Origin of the sequence: Mesorhizobium sp. WSM4312, assembly GCF_002294875.1 — a bacterium.
In the GTDB taxonomy this organism is placed as follows: domain Bacteria; phylum Pseudomonadota; class Alphaproteobacteria; order Rhizobiales; family Rhizobiaceae; genus Mesorhizobium.
The window spans coordinates 25303-40525 of record NZ_NSFU01000035.1 but is presented as its reverse complement, the minus strand read 5'-3'; the positions used below and the strand labels follow the sequence as shown (position 1 = coordinate 40525).

At 65.4% G+C, this 15223-nt stretch carries 16 protein-coding genes; 4 read left to right on the top strand and 12 right to left on the bottom strand.

The genetic code is table 11. The features are described from left to right. The first annotated feature begins 96 nt into the window (after nucleotides 1–96). Genes gspD through gspG form a run of 3 tightly spaced genes read left to right on the top strand, consistent with a single transcriptional unit; the run spans nucleotide 97 to nucleotide 3190 of the window. Nucleotides 97–2223, top strand: a complete 2127-nt coding sequence (gene gspD / locus CK228_RS33435; protein WP_095771383.1) for a type II secretion system secretin GspD — start codon at nucleotides 97–99, stop codon at nucleotides 2221–2223. A gap of 2 nt (nucleotides 2224–2225) precedes the next feature. After that, nucleotides 2226–2720: an A24 family peptidase gene (locus CK228_RS33430; RefSeq protein WP_095771384.1), complete on the top strand. Its 495-nt coding sequence runs from the start codon at nucleotides 2226–2228 to the stop codon at nucleotides 2718–2720. Continuing rightward, nucleotides 2720–3190: a type II secretion system major pseudopilin GspG gene (gene gspG / locus CK228_RS33425; protein ID WP_179296124.1), complete on the top strand. Its 471-nt coding sequence runs from the start codon at nucleotides 2720–2722 to the stop codon at nucleotides 3188–3190. The genes CK228_RS33430 and gspG overlap by 1 nt, the downstream gene beginning before the upstream one ends. Before the next feature lie 21 nt (nucleotides 3191–3211). Here the strand turns inward: gspG and CK228_RS33420 are convergent, their stop codons facing one another. From CK228_RS33420 to CK228_RS33370, 11 genes are all read right to left on the bottom strand, one after another. Further along, nucleotides 3212–3931: a general secretion pathway protein GspJ gene (locus CK228_RS33420; RefSeq protein WP_245438173.1), complete on the bottom strand. Its 720-nt coding sequence runs from the start codon at nucleotides 3929–3931 to the stop codon at nucleotides 3212–3214. Further along, a complete protein-coding gene (locus tag CK228_RS33415; RefSeq protein ID WP_095790580.1) occupies nucleotides 3928–4287 on the bottom strand; it encodes a prepilin-type N-terminal cleavage/methylation domain-containing protein in 360 nt (119 codons plus the stop codon). The genes CK228_RS33420 and CK228_RS33415 overlap by 4 nt, the downstream gene beginning before the upstream one ends. Then, the gene (locus CK228_RS33410; protein ID WP_095790579.1) at nucleotides 4284–4757 is read right to left on the bottom strand and encodes a GspH/FimT family pseudopilin; all 474 of its coding nucleotides are present in this window, start codon (nucleotides 4755–4757) and stop codon (nucleotides 4284–4286) included. The genes CK228_RS33415 and CK228_RS33410 overlap by 4 nt, the downstream gene beginning before the upstream one ends. Next, complete coding sequence (locus CK228_RS33405) at nucleotides 4754–5971, bottom strand: type II secretion system F family protein (protein ID WP_095790578.1); 1218 nt, start codon at nucleotides 5969–5971, stop codon at nucleotides 4754–4756. The genes CK228_RS33410 and CK228_RS33405 overlap by 4 nt, the downstream gene beginning before the upstream one ends. Then, entirely contained in the window at nucleotides 5971–7614 is a 1644-nt protein-coding gene (locus CK228_RS33400) for a GspE/PulE family protein (protein WP_095790577.1), read from the bottom strand. The genes CK228_RS33405 and CK228_RS33400 overlap by 1 nt, the downstream gene beginning before the upstream one ends. Beyond that, a complete protein-coding gene (locus CK228_RS33395; RefSeq protein ID WP_095790576.1) occupies nucleotides 7611–8537 on the bottom strand; it encodes a hypothetical protein in 927 nt (308 codons plus the stop codon). Before CK228_RS33395 ends, CK228_RS33400 begins: the two co-directional genes overlap by 4 nt. Next, a complete protein-coding gene (locus tag CK228_RS33390; protein ID WP_095790575.1) occupies nucleotides 8534–9091 on the bottom strand; it encodes a hypothetical protein in 558 nt (185 codons plus the stop codon). Before CK228_RS33390 ends, CK228_RS33395 begins: the two co-directional genes overlap by 4 nt. Continuing rightward, nucleotides 9088–9681 carry a type II secretion system protein GspM gene (gene gspM, locus CK228_RS33385; RefSeq protein WP_095790574.1) on the bottom strand — a complete coding sequence of 198 codons (594 nt, stop codon included), beginning with the start codon at nucleotides 9679–9681 and terminating at the stop codon, nucleotides 9088–9090. The genes CK228_RS33390 and gspM overlap by 4 nt, the downstream gene beginning before the upstream one ends. Nucleotides 9682–9683: 2 nt before the next feature. Then, nucleotides 9684–10637: a PilN domain-containing protein gene (locus CK228_RS33380; protein ID WP_245438171.1), complete on the bottom strand. Its 954-nt coding sequence runs from the start codon at nucleotides 10635–10637 to the stop codon at nucleotides 9684–9686. Between the two features lie 393 nt (nucleotides 10638–11030). Continuing rightward, a complete protein-coding gene (locus CK228_RS33375) occupies nucleotides 11031–12158 on the bottom strand; it encodes a serine hydrolase domain-containing protein (protein ID WP_095790573.1) in 1128 nt (375 codons plus the stop codon). A gap of 100 nt (nucleotides 12159–12258) precedes the next feature. Further along, entirely contained in the window at nucleotides 12259–13299 is a 1041-nt protein-coding gene (locus CK228_RS33370; RefSeq protein ID WP_095790572.1) for a proline racemase family protein, read from the bottom strand. 108 nt (nucleotides 13300–13407) lie between these two features. Between CK228_RS33370 and CK228_RS33365 the strand changes: the two genes are divergently transcribed. Further along, a complete protein-coding gene (locus tag CK228_RS33365) occupies nucleotides 13408–14370 on the top strand; it encodes a dihydrodipicolinate synthase family protein (RefSeq protein WP_095790571.1) in 963 nt (320 codons plus the stop codon). Between the two features lie 73 nt (nucleotides 14371–14443). Here CK228_RS33365 and CK228_RS33360 read toward each other — a convergent pair whose 3' ends face one another. Then, on the bottom strand, nucleotides 14444–15190 hold the full coding sequence (locus CK228_RS33360) for an SDR family NAD(P)-dependent oxidoreductase (protein ID WP_095771394.1): 747 nt from the start codon (nucleotides 15188–15190) through the stop codon (nucleotides 14444–14446). Nucleotides 15191–15223 lie beyond the last annotated feature (33 nt).

Sequence of the window (15223 nt, the reverse complement as noted above, 5' to 3'; positions counted from 1 at the left end):
CCCCACCTACCCTGTGGATAGACCCCAAACACCGCCATCATTCCCGACATCGGCCAGCAAGAAGCCCTAGACTGAAGCCCTTGGGGAATCGGGTGGATGTCGAGCAAGCCGAGTCGTTGCGTCGTGTTGTTCACGCTGCTGGCTGTTGCCGGCTGCACCTCCGCGCCGGGCAAGGACTTCTTCACCGAGACCATCGACAGCCTGCATGCCAAGAACTCGCCGCTGCGGGCGGGCTATAGCGGGCCTGCCGCCGTCACTTCGGCTTCGAACGCGGCACAGCGCTTCAACGGCGCGCAGTATCAGGGCACTGGCCAGTTCGTCTCGTCGGGCGCCCCGGTCACCAAGGTGACAAGCGATGGTTCCGGCAAGTTCGAGCTCAATCTGGTCAATGCGCCGATCGCCGACGCGGCCAAGGCGGTGCTGGGCGATGCGCTGCACCTCAACTACATCGTCGACCCGCGCGTGCAGGGCACCGTCACGCTGCAGACCTCGCAGCCGGTGTCGCAGGATGCGCTGGTCGATATCCTGCAATCGGCGCTGGCGGTGAATGCCGCCGGCATCACCAGCCGCGGCGGCACCTACCAGATCGTGCCGCTGTCGGAGATCATGGCCTCGACGCCGCCGGTCTCAGTGCCGTCGACCTCGCCGTCCGGCCCCGGCGTCAAGGTGCAGGTGCTGCAGCTGCAATTCATCGCCGCCGACGAGATGAAGACCATTCTGGAACCGATCACCCGCCAGGGTTCGGTGCTGCGCGTCGATTCCACCCGCAACATCATCACCGTCGCCGGCAGCGACAGCGATCTCAATGCCATCCGCGAAGCGGTTTCGGTGTTCGATGTCGACTGGATGCGCGGCATGTCGGTGGCGCTGCATCCCCTGAAGACCTCCAAACCGGAAGCCGTCGCCGCCGAACTCGATTCGATCTTCGGCACCAAGGACGGTCCAGGCGCCAAGCTCATCCAGTTCATCCCCAATGACAGGCTGAATTCGGTGCTGGTGATCACCTCGCGCCCGGCCTATCTGGCGCGCGCGGCCACCTGGATCAACAAGCTCGACAGGCTGGCCGAGACCAATGAAAGCCAGCTCTTCGTCTACCAGATCCAGAACCGGCCGGCCAAGGAACTGGCATCGGTGCTGAGCTCGGTTCTCGGCACCACGGTGAAGACCGAAGGCCAATCGGGCGGCTCGAACGTGTCGCCCGACCAGACGCCGATCGCCATGCAGTCGGACGGCGTCACGCCGGCGCCGCTGACCGGGCCCTCGCCCTCGCTGCCGCAGCAGGACAACGAGGCGCCCGCCCATGCCACTGTCGTCGCCGATGTCGAGAACAATGCGCTGCTGATCCAGACCACGGCGCGCGACTACCAGCGCATCGAGCAGATCCTGACCAAGGTCGACGTGCTGCCGACGCAAGTCATGCTGGAAGCGGTGATCGCCGAGGTCACGCTCAACGACGACCTGAAATACGGCCTGCGCTGGTTCTTCGAGAATGGCGGCACCAAGGTCTCCGTGACCGACGTGGCCAAGGCCGCCGCGGCGGCCACCCTGCCCGGCTTCAACTGGAGCTATGCAACCGACAACATCCAGGTGACGCTCAGCGCACTTTCCAAGATCACCGACGTCAACGTCATTTCGGCGCCCACCATCATGGCGCTCAACAACCAGAAGGCGATCTTGCAGGTCGGCGACCAGGTGCCGATCCTGACCCAGCAGTCGCAGGACACCGGCAACGGCAGCGCGCCGATCATCAACTCGGTCCAGATGAAGGATACCGGCGTCATCCTGACGGTGACGCCGCGCATCAACAATGCCGGCAGGGTCATGCTCGACATCCAGCAGGAGGTCAGCAACGTCACCAAGACGGACAGTTCCGATATCGACTCCCCAACCATCCAGCAGCGCAAGATCCAGACGCGCGTGCTGGTCAATGACGGCGAGAGCCTGGCACTGGGCGGCCTCATCCAGCAGAACAACAGCGTCGACCGCAGCCAGGTGCCGATCCTCGGCGACATCCCGATCTTCGGCAATGCGTTCAAGCAAAAGAACGACACCATCAGGCGCACCGAATTGATCATCTTCATCCGGCCGCATGTCGTACGCGACATCAATGAGGCCCGCGAGGTGACCGACGAATTCCGCGGCAAGATCAGCCTGCAGACGCCGATCCAGAAACGGCGCGGCGGCACCAAGCTGCAGCAGGATCTGAAGAGGCTGGCATATTGACGATGGCTACGCACCCCTCTCTCGTGCTTGCCGCCACGGTCGCCCTGGCGGCCGTTCTCGCCGCCATTTCGATCACCGATTTCCGCCGGCAGATCATTCCGGACGGGCTCAACCTGGCGCTCGCCGGCATCGGCCTTTCTTATCAGCTGGCGGCGGACGCCGAGGGGGTGCCGGTGCAGATCCTCTTCGCCGCCGCGACTTTCGCCGCTGCCTGGCTGCTGCGGCGCGGCCATTTCCTGATGACCGGCCGGATCGGCCTCGGCCTCGGCGACGTCAAGATGCTGGCGGCCGCTTCATGCTGGATCAGTCCGCTGCTGTTGCCGGTGCTGCTGTTCATCGCCAGCGCCAGCGCTTTGCTGTTCGTCGGCGGACAGGTGGTCGCGACAGGGCCGGCGGCAGCGCGGGCCCGCGTCGCCTTCGGTCCGTTCATCGCCATCGGCCTCGGCGCAAGCTGGGCGCTGGAGCAATTTGCAGGTCTAGACATGGGACTGCTCTGATGATGCGCTTTCTTCAACCCTCCGAAAACCTTCAATCCTCCGAAACAAAAGGCCGTGCTCGCGACGATCGCGAAAGCGGCTTCACCCTGGTCGAGCTTCTGGTCGTGCTGGCCATCATCGCGCTGATCGCCACGCTGGCGGCGCCACAGGTGCTGCGCTATCTCGGCGCGGCCAGGACCAATGCGGCCAAGGCGCAGATCCGCAACATCGAAAGCGCGCTCGAACTCTACTATGTCGACAATGCGAAATACCCGACCGACGAAGAGGGGCTCAACGCCCTGGTCGCGCAGCCGGCCGGTGAAACGCGCTGGAACGGGCCTTATCTCAAGGGAAGTACCGGCCTTAAGGATCCATGGGGCAGGCCCTACTCCTACGAAGTGAAGGCCGATGCCAGCGGCGTGGTCATTCGCAGCCTTGGCAAGGATGGCAAGCCCGACGGAACCGGCGAGGACCAGGATGTCACCAACTGAGGGCGGCCGGTGAGAGCGCGCTCAATTCGTGCGAGGGGGGCCGGCCAGATCGAGGCGGGTAAACCCTCGCGATGAATAGGCCGCGCCATCGCGTACCACCGAAAGGGTGAAGCGCACGGCGGCGGGCAGTCGCCGCGGCGCATTCCAGCCCGGCAGCCATGATGGCGGCGCCAGCGCGTTGTCGAGATATTCGAATTTCATGGCACTCACGCCGCCGATCAGCCGCACCGGTTCGCCGGACACCGCTGCGCCGGGTTTGCCGCCGCGCCGCGTTCTCTGGACGATGGCCAGGGCGGGTCCCGTCTGGCCTCCGTCGCCAAGCGACACGGTAATCTCGCGCAATGCGGTGGATTTGAAACCGATCGCCTGAACGGCATTGAACTCGATCCGGGCAGCATCGCCGCTGAGATAGAGCACCTGGTCCGGCGACGATTTCGACAGGGGCAAAGGCTCGGCATGGCTTATCGCCGTCTCGAGAAACCGCGATGCGGCATCGGCCTCCATCTGGAACTCGGTTGCCTTTTCGATGCGCACCATCGTTCGGGCCTGGCCGAGAAAGACCATCATCAGCGATGTGATGACGCCGATCAGCGCCAGCCCGACCAACACATCGATGAGCGCAAAACCCGCCACCGGTGCGGAGGGTTGCGGATGCGCATCGACGCCCAATGAAGCAGCACGCGCAAGATGACGGCCAACGGCGCGGGCCTTCGTCCGAGTGCGGGAGAGCGGCCAACTCATGGCGCGGCCGGGCCTTGCGCCGGCACAAAGGTCAGAAACGACCCGCTTGGAAACGCGCCGCCCGGCTTCTCGATGAGAACAGCGGTCACCTTCGCTTTCGCGACGTCCATCGTGCGGGTCTTCAGGGTCCAGCCGGGTTGCGCCGCGGTTTGTGCCCGGGCCTCGTAGTCGGCCAGCATCATTCGAACCGTTCTGGCCGCCTCGACCTGGCGTTTGGCCGCGGCAATGCTGCGGCTGGCCAGCACGATCGACTGGCTGGCGATGCCCAGCACGAGCGCCAGGATCGTCATGGCGACGATCATCTCCAGGATCGAGAATCCATCTTCGGACGAGGATTGGGGCAATGGCCCGGTCATGGCAGGGTTCGCCATGTCGGAAGCCCTGTCAGCCAGTTGACCCCGATGCGCGCGGTCCGGCCTTTTTGCTGCAGCGTGATGTCCATGCCGGAAGCGCGGCCGTCGGGAAGGAAGGTCAGCACCGTCTGCCGGTCGGCGACGACAGTCTCGCGGCCGGTGATGACGGTCATTTTGACATCGTCCGGCAAGGCCAGGCTGTCTCGTTCGCCGAAACGGATGAAACGGCTACCCAGATCGACAAGAACCTGCTTCGGCCGGGTGGTGGCGATGGCCAATGTGCGCGACAGGCGCAGCCGCATGGTGATCTCGCCGGCCACCGTCTCCAGGCTCTTGGTGCGATAGTGGCTGACCAGCCCCGGTGCGGCGATGGCCGCGACAAGCGCCATGATGGCCAGCACCACCAGCATCTCGACCAGCGTGAACCCCGCCGTTGCGTCCGCAGGTGCGTTGGCTCCGGAAGCGGCGGTCATTGCAGCGCCAGATCGTTGATGCTGAGGATCGTCGTCATCACCGAAATGACCAGGCTGCCGACGAGAAAACCGAGCGAAATCGTCAGCGCCGGCGTCAACAGCTTCAGCACGGTGTCGATCCGCCGCGTCAGCGTCAGCTGAAGCATCCTGGCGGCGCGATCCAGCACCACGGGAAGCGCATTGGCCTCTTCGCCAAGGGAGACCAGCGACATTGTCGCGTGATCGAAAATCCCTGCCTTGACGATCGCGCCGTGCAGGCGGGCGCCATTGGCGACATTGTCTTCGATCGATGCAAAGCTTGCCGCCAGCGAACTCTGCCTGGAAACATTGGCGGCAAGGCCAAGCGCCTCGGTCATCGCCACGCCATTGCCGAGCAGCAGCGCAAGCGTTTCGAGATAGCGCGCGATCACGGCGTCCCTGACCAGCGCGCCGATCAGCGGGATCTTCAACAGCCAGCGCGAAAGCTGTCTTCTGGCGCCGGCGGAACGGGACAGCAGGAGATAACAAAGCAGGCCAAGCATCGCAGCCAGCGGGAAAATGAAGGGGTAGTCGCGGAACACCGTGCCGAAGGCGGAAAGCATGGTCATGGTGAACGGCTTGGGGGCCGATGAGCCCTCGAAGATCGGCTCCAGCGCCGGCACCAGGACCGTTGCCAGAATGACCAGCGCGCCGCTCATGACCAGGAGCAGGAAGGCCGGATAGGCGAGCGCCTCGATGATCGCGGCGCGGCGCTTGGCCGTCGCCTCGAACGTGTCCGCCAGCCGCTGGCAGATAAAGGCCATCTTGCCGCTGCGCTCGCCGCTGGCAAGCAAGGCGGCAACGTCCGGGGTGATGCCCGGCAGAGCGGCAAAGGCTTCGGCGATCGGCCGGCCGCCGGTCGTCAGGTCGAGCACCGATTGCAGTTGCTGGCGCCGCTGCCGGTTGGCTTCGCCGGAAATGACCGCGCCCAGGGCGCGGTCGACCGTGAAGCCGGCGTTCAGCAACACCGCAAGCTCGGAAAACAGTCGGCTGAGGTCGACCCTGCGGGTCAGCGTCAGCGCGCTGCGCCCCGGCAGGCGAAGCTGCGGCCTTTCGCTGTTCACCGGCGCAAGATGGTAGGAGCGGCGGCCCTGCTGCGCCAATTTGCGGGCGGCGTCCTGTTTGGTCGACGCATCGAGAACGCCGGCCTCCGTCGAGCCGTCGGCCAGGTAGGCGCGATAGGCGAAGGCCGGCATCAGTCACCTCCCGCGAGATCGATGACACGGCGGACCTCGTCCATCGTGGTGACCTGCGATCGGGCAAGCGCGGTTGCATGGACCGACATCGGCACGAGGTCGTCCTCGGCGGCAATGCGGCCGATCTCCATTTCGCCGGCGCCCTGATCGATAAGCTCGGCAATGCGCGGTGACACCTGCAGCATTTCATAGGTCACCGTGCGCCCGCTGTAGCCGGAGCCGTTGCAGGTGCGGCAGGCCGGACCGGTCTGCTCCGCGCCCCGGCAGGTCGGGCAGATACGGCGCAACAGCCGCTGCGCGATGACGCCGCGGATCGTCGCGCCGAGCAGATAGCCGTCGATGCCCATGTCGCGCAGCCGTGTCAGCGCGCCTGCGGCACTGTTGGTGTGCAGTGTCGAGAACACGAGATGGCCGGTCAAGGCCGCCTGGACCGCGACCTGCGCCGTTTCGCGATCACGAATCTCCCCGAGCAGGATGATGTCGGGATCCTGGCGCAGGATCGAGCGCAAGGCAGCGGCGAAGTCGAGGTCGATCGCGGGATTGACCTGCAACTGGGTGATGCCGGCCATGCGGTACTCGACCGGATCCTCAACGGTGAAAATCTTGACGTCCGGCCGCGAACGCTCGGCCAGGATCGAATAGAGCGTCGTCGTCTTGCCGCTGCCGGTCGGCCCGGTGATCAGCACGATGCCATTGGCCGCTTGCGACATGTTGCGGATCTTGGCCTGCGCGGCACCATCGAAGCCAAGCTTCTCCAGCTTCAGCTCGACGCCGGCGCGATCGAGAATGCGCAGTACGATGGCCTCGCCGTGAATGGACGGAATGACCGAGACGCGCAGGTCGACGTCGCGGCCGCGCACGGCAATACGCATGCGTCCGTCCTGCGGCAGGCGCCGTTCGGCGATGTTGAGCCGCGACAGGATCTTGATGCGGGTGGAGATACCGGACAGCATCGCGATCGACGCGGTGTCGATGGTGGACAGCATGCCGTCATGCCTGAAGCGGATGCGGACATGGTCCTCGAGCGGCTCGATGTGGATGTCGGTGGCTCTCGCGTCGACCGCCTTGTGGATGGTCTCGGCGACGAAGCGCACGATCGGCGCCTCACGGGCAAAATCCTTCAAGCGCTCGAGGTCGTCAGGGCCGAAATCCAGGATTTCACCGTTGCTGCCGCCATTCGAAACGGCAGCCAGCGCTGATTGCTCGATGCGGTCGATGCATTCGGCGATCAGGCGCCTTGGCAAGATGCGCAGCGCCAGGGTCCGCTCATAGTGGAAGGCCAATGCATCGATGGTGGCCGAGGAGAAAGGATCCGCCACGGCGACGACAAGCCGTTCGGCGTCCATCTGCAGCGGCAGGATGGCGTTTTCCCTGAGATAGGCCAGCGGCACGCTTGCCAGCATTTCGGGGCTGACCTGTTCGGGGATCTCGACCGGCATCGGTGCGTCGAGGTAGCGGCTGAGGCTGCTGGCAAGCTCCTGCTCGCCGATCAGCCCAAGTTCCGTCATCACCGTATCGAACGGATGTCCCGAAGTTCGCGATGCCCCCAAGGCGCGTTGGGCGGCATGCGCGGTCAGCACTTTCTCGCCCTCGAGAAAGGCGAGAAACGCTTCGATCTCCTTCGTCTGGACGGCAGCGTTCATGAGCTCCACCCCCGCAGGATCTGCGCCGTCTCATTGCCGAAAAGCACCTCGCAGCCGGCGGTGCCGGCGACTGGCGGCAATGCGCCGGCTTCGGCGGCCGGGCTCCGGGAGACGCGCGAGAATGCCGCGCCCGTCGGAGATTTTTCGATGATGAACCCGGCCTCGCCCGCGATGCCGGAGCCGTCCCGCCTCACCACCACTTCGACCGTATAGGCGGACGCATCGGCCACCGCCTGAACGACCGAAGCACTGGAGCCACCGGCAAGGGCGGCGCGCAGACGGTCTGGCGCGCGGTCGGCGCTGATCGTGCCACGCTTCGAGTTGACCGTGAAAACGCCATTCAAGGTCCGCAGGGGTATCGACGACAGTGCCGAAAACTCCTGCAGTTCGGATACGGATTCGAACGGCGCCTGCTTGTCCTCGGGCGGCCCGACGGCGCTTCTCGACCGCGGCAGGTCGGCGAACAGCTTGGCGTTGTCGCGAAACCGGAGCGCGGCCTTGGCCAGTTCGGTCGACGCCCGCTGCTCGAAGCCGAGCGCCGCGAAGCCGAGCTCGAGCAGGCGGTCATCCGCGGCATTGAGATCGATCAGCCCGCCATGATCCTGGACGCGCACGGCGAAACTGAACCCTGCCGACCGGCATGATGCCGGCGTGGAATCCAGCGGAAACTGTTGCCGGCCGGAGGTGCCGGTCAACATGCTCGCGACCACATTGCCGAGGCCTTCGGCCAGCAGCGATAGGCGCTCCTGTTCGACCTCGCTGTTGGCGATCATCAACCGTGTTTTGGCCGTCACGGCAAAGGGGACGACGATCGCCGAGACGATCAGCATGAACACCAGCACGGCAACCAGCGAGAAGCCGCTGCGGGCGCTTTCATCCCGCGAGCTGGTGCCCGCCCTGTCATGGGGAGCGCGGTCGCTCATAGTTGCGGTTCGCTCGGGAGTGACGGCGGCGCATTCTTCCATGGCGGATAAAGCGGGATGCGCGCCAGCTTGCCATCCCGCTCCAGCACGGCCTGATCCTTGTCGATCGCCGACACCCTCCAGCCGTCAACAGTGTCGCCACTGCCATACCAGACCGCGGCTTCGCTGCCGGCGACGCGCAGCAGCGCCTTCGCGGCGCCGCCGTGAATGCTGATGCCCAGCAGCGATGGGGCGACGGCCGGTGGGGCTTCGGGTGGTGGTGGCGCCGGCGCCGGCTCGACCGGTGCAACGGCAACCTCCACCGGCGGCGGCGCGACCGGCGGGGGCACGAATTTCCGGCGCGTCGGCGTGAACAACGGGCGCTGGAACGTCTCGCTAAAATCGCCGGCTTCGGGAAATTGCAGCGATCCCGCGACTAAGGTTGGGCCGCCATCATGCCCCTTGCCGGAGGCCACGGGTGTAATGTCGACAGGTGTGTCGTAAAGCGCGACATTGACCAAAGCGAGGGCCGCGATCACCGCCGCAATCGCCAGGCCGGTGAATTTCCCGGTCATGGCTTGACCCCGGCGGGCGCCATCTGCGTTTGCAAAGGCCCGTAAAACAGGATCTCGGCGAAAAGCTCGGGGTCGCCGGTCCGTCCCGCCGCCGGCCTGACATCGGTGGTGCGCAAGGTGGCTTCGCGGATGAACAGCACCGGCAGCGAGGTCTCGATGGCGAGAATGGCGTTGTGGATGCCTTCCAGCGGCCCCGAAAGGTTGGCCCGCAGCCCGATGAAATCGACGCCGGTTTCGCTGAGCACTGGTGCATTGCCGGCAGACAGCACGCTGACACCATTGGCGGCGGCAATCGCGTTCAGCCGGGTCTGCAGCCCGCCGCGGATGATGGCCTCGCTGCCGCCGGTGAGAAATTCGGGATTGGCCGCGGCTTCCGGACTGGCGGCGCCATCGAGGCGCTTTGCCAGCGCGGCCACGCTCTGCAGCTGGCCGAGAAGCTCGCGCTTTTCCTCGATCCCAGCCTGTGCGGAGGCGACGCTGTCGAACGCAGCGAACACCAGCCAGGCAAGCGCACAGGCCGTGACCGCGGCGATCGCCAGCGCAATCAGGCGGCGGATCGTCGGCCTCGTGTTGAGGATGGCGGAGAGCATCGTCAGAGCGCCCCGATCTTGGCCGAAATGGTGAAGTGCTCGCCGTCCTGACCGGGAACCTTGACCACCGGCGAGGCGAATTCGGGCGCCGAAAACAGTGGCGAGGCGTCGATCGGCTGGATCAGCTCGGCGGCCGAGGTGGAAAAACCTGATATGGTCAGGTCGTCGCCCTTGGCCGAGAGATCGGTCAGCCAGGCCGTGTCGGGCAGCAGATGCGTCAGCTCGGCCCATACGCGCACCAGCGATGCCGTCGTCTTCTTTTCCAGTCGGATCTTTTCGATCCGCTCAATGCCGGCCTGGCGCTTCTGCAGCGAGGTGCGCGCCGCCTTGGCCAGCACCTGCGCATCGGCGATCTGCGTATCTAGTTCAGCCTCGGCCTGCCAGGCGCGCCAATGCGCATGCACGAAGGTCACCAGCACGGCCCCGGCCAGCACCGAAAGGGCCGCAATCCAGGCGGTCCTGGCACGCCGGTCACGCGCCGTCGGCGGCCAGATGGCGGCGAGGCTCAGCGGATCGGCGCGCAGCGTGCCGGCCGGGTGCGACAGCGACAGGCAGCGAACGCACCCGCCGGCGCGGCGGACCGCGTCCAGCACGGCGGCAAGCGTCTTGGCCTTGACGACGTAGTAGACGCTGTCCTGCGCCGCCGTCGCGGCGAAGACGACATGCACCTGCGCCGGGTCGATCGGCGTCGAAGCCATAAGGTCGAGTTCGGCCATGTCGCGTGCCTGCCGAACCGGCAACCGCCGCACCGCGAGATGGCGGGGCAGGAACAGGCCTGGCTGGATGCTGATATCGAAGCTCGGCCTCCTGCGCCGAGACCCGCCTTGGAGCAGTGCCAGTATCTCGTCGGAGGAAGCCGTCAGCGCCAGCGGGATCGACTGGAACTCCGGCGCCTTGGCCTCGCGCACACGAATGCCGTCATCCGCCAGGCTGACGATCCAGTCGGCGGCGGACACTTGCTCTTTCCTGGGAACAACCCGCGTCCAGACCCCTCGCAGCTCATCGAGCCACCAGTCGAAAAAGTCCAGAAATTGCGCGTTGAATGTCGCCACAATCAACCACCCGCCGCCCCGGCTGATTCTCAGCCGGGGTTTCAGGCCGAGACTACTACAGATGGTGGCGTGATGCGGATATTTGCGAAGGCGCAGGAGAGGGATTAGCCACAGCTTTTGTTGGAACGCCGGGGGATAGCGAGGGAGCTATGTGTCTTCCATCGGAAGGATGGGCCTACAATCCCGAACGACCCGAAGCCGGCAAGCCGCCGGCGTGAACCAGGGTCACTTTTCGCCCCGCCGAGCGCGCACCGCTTCCGGCCCGCCGGGCCACTCGGCTGGCTCTTAGCCATTCAGTCAGAGCGAGTCGTATACGGCTTCGATCAACATTTTGCGGCGCGGGTCCATGTCGTCAAAACCCAGCATGCGGTTGGTGACGTAGCCGAAACCGACGCCGGCACCGGGATCGGCAAAGCCGATGGCGCCGCCCCAGCCGGTGTGGCCGAACGTTTGCGGCGACGCACGGCCGCCATAGACCGGATCTTCCATCTGATAGCCGGCGGCGAAGGCGGTGGGTGCGGCGAAGCTTTCGTCCGTGCCGCGAACACGCTGACGCGCCGCCGCTTCGATTGCCGCGCGGCCGATCAGTGGATGGCCCTCCCAGACGCCACCGGCTGCCATCATGCCGTAAATACGCGCCAGTGCGTGCGCCGTCGACTGGCCATTGCCGCCCGGCACCTCGGCGGCGCGCCAGACGCGGTCGTTGGGGGCCAATGCACGGGGCGCCGGATTGTCGGCTGCGTGGGGAAAGGGCGAGGCGCGGACAAAGTCGACCCAGTCCGAGGCACCGGGGCCTTCGATCATCTCGGCGACCCTGGAATCCTCACCGTCCGGCAGACCGACATGAAAATCGGCTCCGAGCGGGCTCGCGATCTCTTCGCCGATGAAGCGGCCGATGCTTCGTCCGTCGACGCGTCGCAGCACTTCGCCAGCAAGATGACCGTAGGTAAGCGCGTGATAGATGCAGCGGCTGCCGGGCTCCCAGAGCGGCGGCATGGCCGCAAGCGCGTCGACAAAGGGCGTCCAGGCGAACATACCCGCCTCGTCCATCGGCACGGCAAGACCATTCAACCCCGCCTGGTGCGACATCACCTGGTCGAGCGTGATGCGCTCCTTGCCTCCGGCCGCGAATTCCGGCCAGTAACGGGCAATGGGTGCGGCATAGTCCAGCCTGCCGCGCTCCACCAACATTGCAATCGCCAGCGCCACGACGCCCTTGGTGCAGGACCAGACATTGATCAGCGTATCCTGCCGCCACGGGCGGGTTCGCGCGGCATCGGCATGACCGCCCCACAGGTCAACGACAGTCTTGCCGTGGACGACGACGGATACGCCACCGCCATGTTCCAGCCCCTCGGCGAAACACTCGGCAAACGCCGCGCGCACGGCACCAAAGCGCGGATCGCAGATACCATCCATGTTCATGCGTGAATTCTCACCAGGTACTGATATGACGGGCATGCCGCCGTTGAGGCCATTCTGGCTTGGCGAGAACCCGCCAGTCCAGTGAATTGCCGGCTTCGACCTACTGCTTCACCGAGGTGGAGGTGCCCCAGGTATCCGACAGCACGTAGCCTTGGGGATAGGGATCGGTCGGATCGAGATAGTAGCTGTGCTCGCCTGTAATCCAGGCCCGGCCGGTGATCTCCGGAACGATGGCCTTGCGCCCAGCAATTTCCGTCAGCTCCACGATCCTGCCGGTGAAACGCGAGCCGATGATCGATTCGTGGATCAACACGTCGCCAACGCCCATCATGCCGCGCGCCTGCAGCAAGGCCATGCGGGCCGACGTACCCGTTCCGGTCGGGCTGCGGTCGGAGCGGCCCGGCGAGACAATGCAGGTGTTGCGCGTGACATTGCCCGGCCCCTGGAACGGCATGGCGAACTGGACGATCGACACGCCGCGCACATGGTCGAATTGCGGATGCACGACATCGAGCTGCCCGCGCGCGGCCCGCCTGATCTTCTCGCCGGCCACCGCCAGTTCGCGCGCCTCGTCGGGGGCGACCGAGAAGCCGAGCGCCTTGGCATCGACGATGGCGTAGAACATGCCGCCATAGGCGATGTCGACGATGAGCGTGCCCAGCCCCTCGACCTCGATGGCAGCGTCGAGACGTTCGGCAAAGGCGGGTGCGTTGCGCAACGTGATCGAGACGCATTTGCCGTCGCGGCATTGCGCGCGCACCTCGATGACGCCACCCGGCATGTCGAGCTTGAAGCGCGTCTCGGGCTCCTGCATCGGCACCATGCCGGTCTCGAGCAGCACCGTGGCGACGCAGATCGTGTTGGATCCGGACATGGGCGGATATTCTGTCGGCTCCATGATGATGGCGCCGGCGGCGCAATCCTCGCGCGTCGACGGAACGAGCAGGTTGACGTGGCGCGCGACGCTGCCGCGCGGCTCGCAGATCAGCATGCGCCTGATATGGTCATGATCGCGCTCCATCGTGATCATCTTGTCCATCATCGTGCGGCCAGCCGGCGGCAGGACACCGCCGATGATGACGTCGCCGACTTCACCTTCGGCATGACAGCCGACGACACGAATGCTGGTTTTGCTGCGCATTGCTGTTCCTGCGTTGGTCCCTGGCGGCCACGACTATTTTGCTTGGCAAGCCGTGCCGCTTCGGGACAAACTGATCAATCCGCGTGCAAGCCTCAAGGAGAATCCGAAATGACCTCTAATGTTTTTTCCGGCTGCATGCCGGCGTTGATGACCCCATGCACGCAGGACCGCCAGCCCGACTTCGACGCGCTGGTGCGCAAGGGACGAGAGCTGATCGCGGCCGGCATGTCGGCTGTGGTCTATTGCGGCTCGATGGGCGACTGGCCGCTCCTGACCGACGAGCAGCGCATGGAAGGCGTCGAGCGCCTGGCGAAGGCCGGCGTGCCGGTGATCGTCGGCACCGGCGCGGTCAACACCGCCAAGGCCGTGGCGCATGCGGCGCACGCCCAGAGGGTCGGCGCCCGGGGCCTGATGGTGATCCCGCGTGTCTTGTCGCGCGGGCCTTCGGTGACGGCGCAGCGCCATCACTTCAAGGCAATTCTTGCCGCCGCGCCCGACCTGCCGGCGGTCATCTACAACAGCCCCTATTACGGCTTTGCCACACGTGCGGACCTGTTCTTCGCCCTGCGCGCCGAACATCCGAACCTGGTCGGCTTCAAGGAGTTCGGCGGCCCGTCGGATCTGCGCTACGCGGCGGAAAACATCACCAGCCGCGACGATGAGGTCACGCTGATGATCGGCGTCGACACAGCGGTCTTCCACGGTTTCGTCAATTGCGGCGCGTCCGGCGCCATCACCGGCATCGGCAACGTCCTGCCAAAGGAAGTGCTGCACCTTGTGGGCTTGAGCCAGGCGGCAGCCAAGGGCGACGCCGAGGCCCGCCAGCGCGCGCTGGAACTGGACGCCGCGCTCGCCGTGCTGTCCTCCTTCGACGAAGGCCCAGACCTGGTGCTCTATTTCAAGCACATGATGGTGCTGAAGGGTAATCCCGAGTACCTGCTGCACTTCAACGACACGGATGCCCTGACCGACAGCCAGCGCGGCTATGCCGAAGCGCAGCTCAAACTGTTCGACAGCTGGTATGCCCAATGGTCGAGGCAACCCGGTGTGATTGCAAGGTCCGCAGCCTGAGCCTGGCAGATGCGACGGGCGGCCATGCTACGGCCGCCGGTTGCATCGCGGGGCTGAGCAGCCGCTGTCTGACTTAGTGCCTGACCATCCCGGCGTCGACATTCAGCGTCTGGCCGGTGATCCAGCGCGCATCGTCGGAGGCCAGGAACGAAACCACATCGGCGATATGTTCCGGCTGCCCCTTGCCCTTCATCGCCTGCAGCATTTCGACAAAGCCGAACGCCTCGTTGTGCGGGCTCGCCTTGACGCCATCGCTCTCGATCAGGCCGGGCGTCACCGCATTCGCGGTGATGTTGTATTTGCCGAGTTCGGTGGCCAGCGCCCGGGTGAAACCGATCACGCCGCCCTTGGCCGCGACATAGGCCGCCATGTTCGGTGTGCCGGCAAAGAAGGTGTTGGAAGCGATGCTGATCACCCGCCCGGCCTTGCCTGCCGCGCGCATCTGGTCCGTGCCGGCGCGGGTGACGATGAAGGTCCCCGTGAGATTGACGTCGATGATCTTGCGCCAATGGTCGAGATCGACGTCGTCCCAGGCGACGAACGGCACGATACTGGCATTGTTGACCAGGATATCGATCCCTCCGGTCAGAGCCTGGATTTCGGCGAAGAGTGCCTTGACCGAGGCCGGATCGGAAATGTCGGAGGCGATCGCCCTCGCCTTCCCGCCGATCGACGCGGCGGCAGCCTTGGCGCCTTCGGCGTTGATGTCGCTGAGGATGACGGTTGCCCCGTCGGCGGCAAGCCGCGCGGCGATCGCCTTGCCGATACCCTGTGCGGCGCCGGTAACCAGGGCCGTCTTTCCCGCAAGCCGTTCAGTCATGAAAATGCTCCCTCAATCCGTGATCTGGTGATG

Coding starts and splice junctions, on each gene's coding strand:
- CK228_RS33415 (WP_095790580.1), bottom strand. CDS start 4,287: ATGACCGGGCCATTGCCCCAATCCTCGTCCGAAGATGGATTCTCGATC.
- gspM (WP_095790574.1), bottom strand. CDS start 9,681: ATGCTCTCCGCCATCCTCAACACGAGGCCGACGATCCGCCGCCTGATT.
- CK228_RS33420 (WP_245438173.1), bottom strand. CDS start 3,931: ATGAGTTGGCCGCTCTCCCGCACTCGGACGAAGGCCCGCGCCGTTGGC.
- CK228_RS33390 (WP_095790575.1), bottom strand. CDS start 9,091: ATGACCGGGAAATTCACCGGCCTGGCGATTGCGGCGGTGATCGCGGCC.
- gspD (WP_095771383.1), top strand. CDS start 97: ATGTCGAGCAAGCCGAGTCGTTGCGTCGTGTTGTTCACGCTGCTGGCT.
- CK228_RS33410 (WP_095790579.1), bottom strand. CDS start 4,757: ATGACCGCCGCTTCCGGAGCCAACGCACCTGCGGACGCAACGGCGGGG.
- CK228_RS33405 (WP_095790578.1), bottom strand. CDS start 5,971: ATGCCGGCCTTCGCCTATCGCGCCTACCTGGCCGACGGCTCGACGGAG.
- CK228_RS33400 (WP_095790577.1), bottom strand. CDS start 7,614: ATGAACGCTGCCGTCCAGACGAAGGAGATCGAAGCGTTTCTCGCCTTT.
- gspG (WP_179296124.1), top strand. CDS start 2,720: ATGATGCGCTTTCTTCAACCCTCCGAAAACCTTCAATCCTCCGAAACA.
- CK228_RS33370 (WP_095790572.1), bottom strand. CDS start 13,299: ATGCGCAGCAAAACCAGCATTCGTGTCGTCGGCTGTCATGCCGAAGGT.
- CK228_RS33375 (WP_095790573.1), bottom strand. CDS start 12,158: ATGAACATGGATGGTATCTGCGATCCGCGCTTTGGTGCCGTGCGCGCG.
- CK228_RS33365 (WP_095790571.1), top strand. CDS start 13,408: ATGACCTCTAATGTTTTTTCCGGCTGCATGCCGGCGTTGATGACCCCA.
- CK228_RS33395 (WP_095790576.1), bottom strand. CDS start 8,537: ATGAGCGACCGCGCTCCCCATGACAGGGCGGGCACCAGCTCGCGGGAT.
- CK228_RS33430 (WP_095771384.1), top strand. CDS start 2,226: ATGGCTACGCACCCCTCTCTCGTGCTTGCCGCCACGGTCGCCCTGGCG.
- CK228_RS33360 (WP_095771394.1), bottom strand. CDS start 15,190: ATGACTGAACGGCTTGCGGGAAAGACGGCCCTGGTTACCGGCGCCGCA.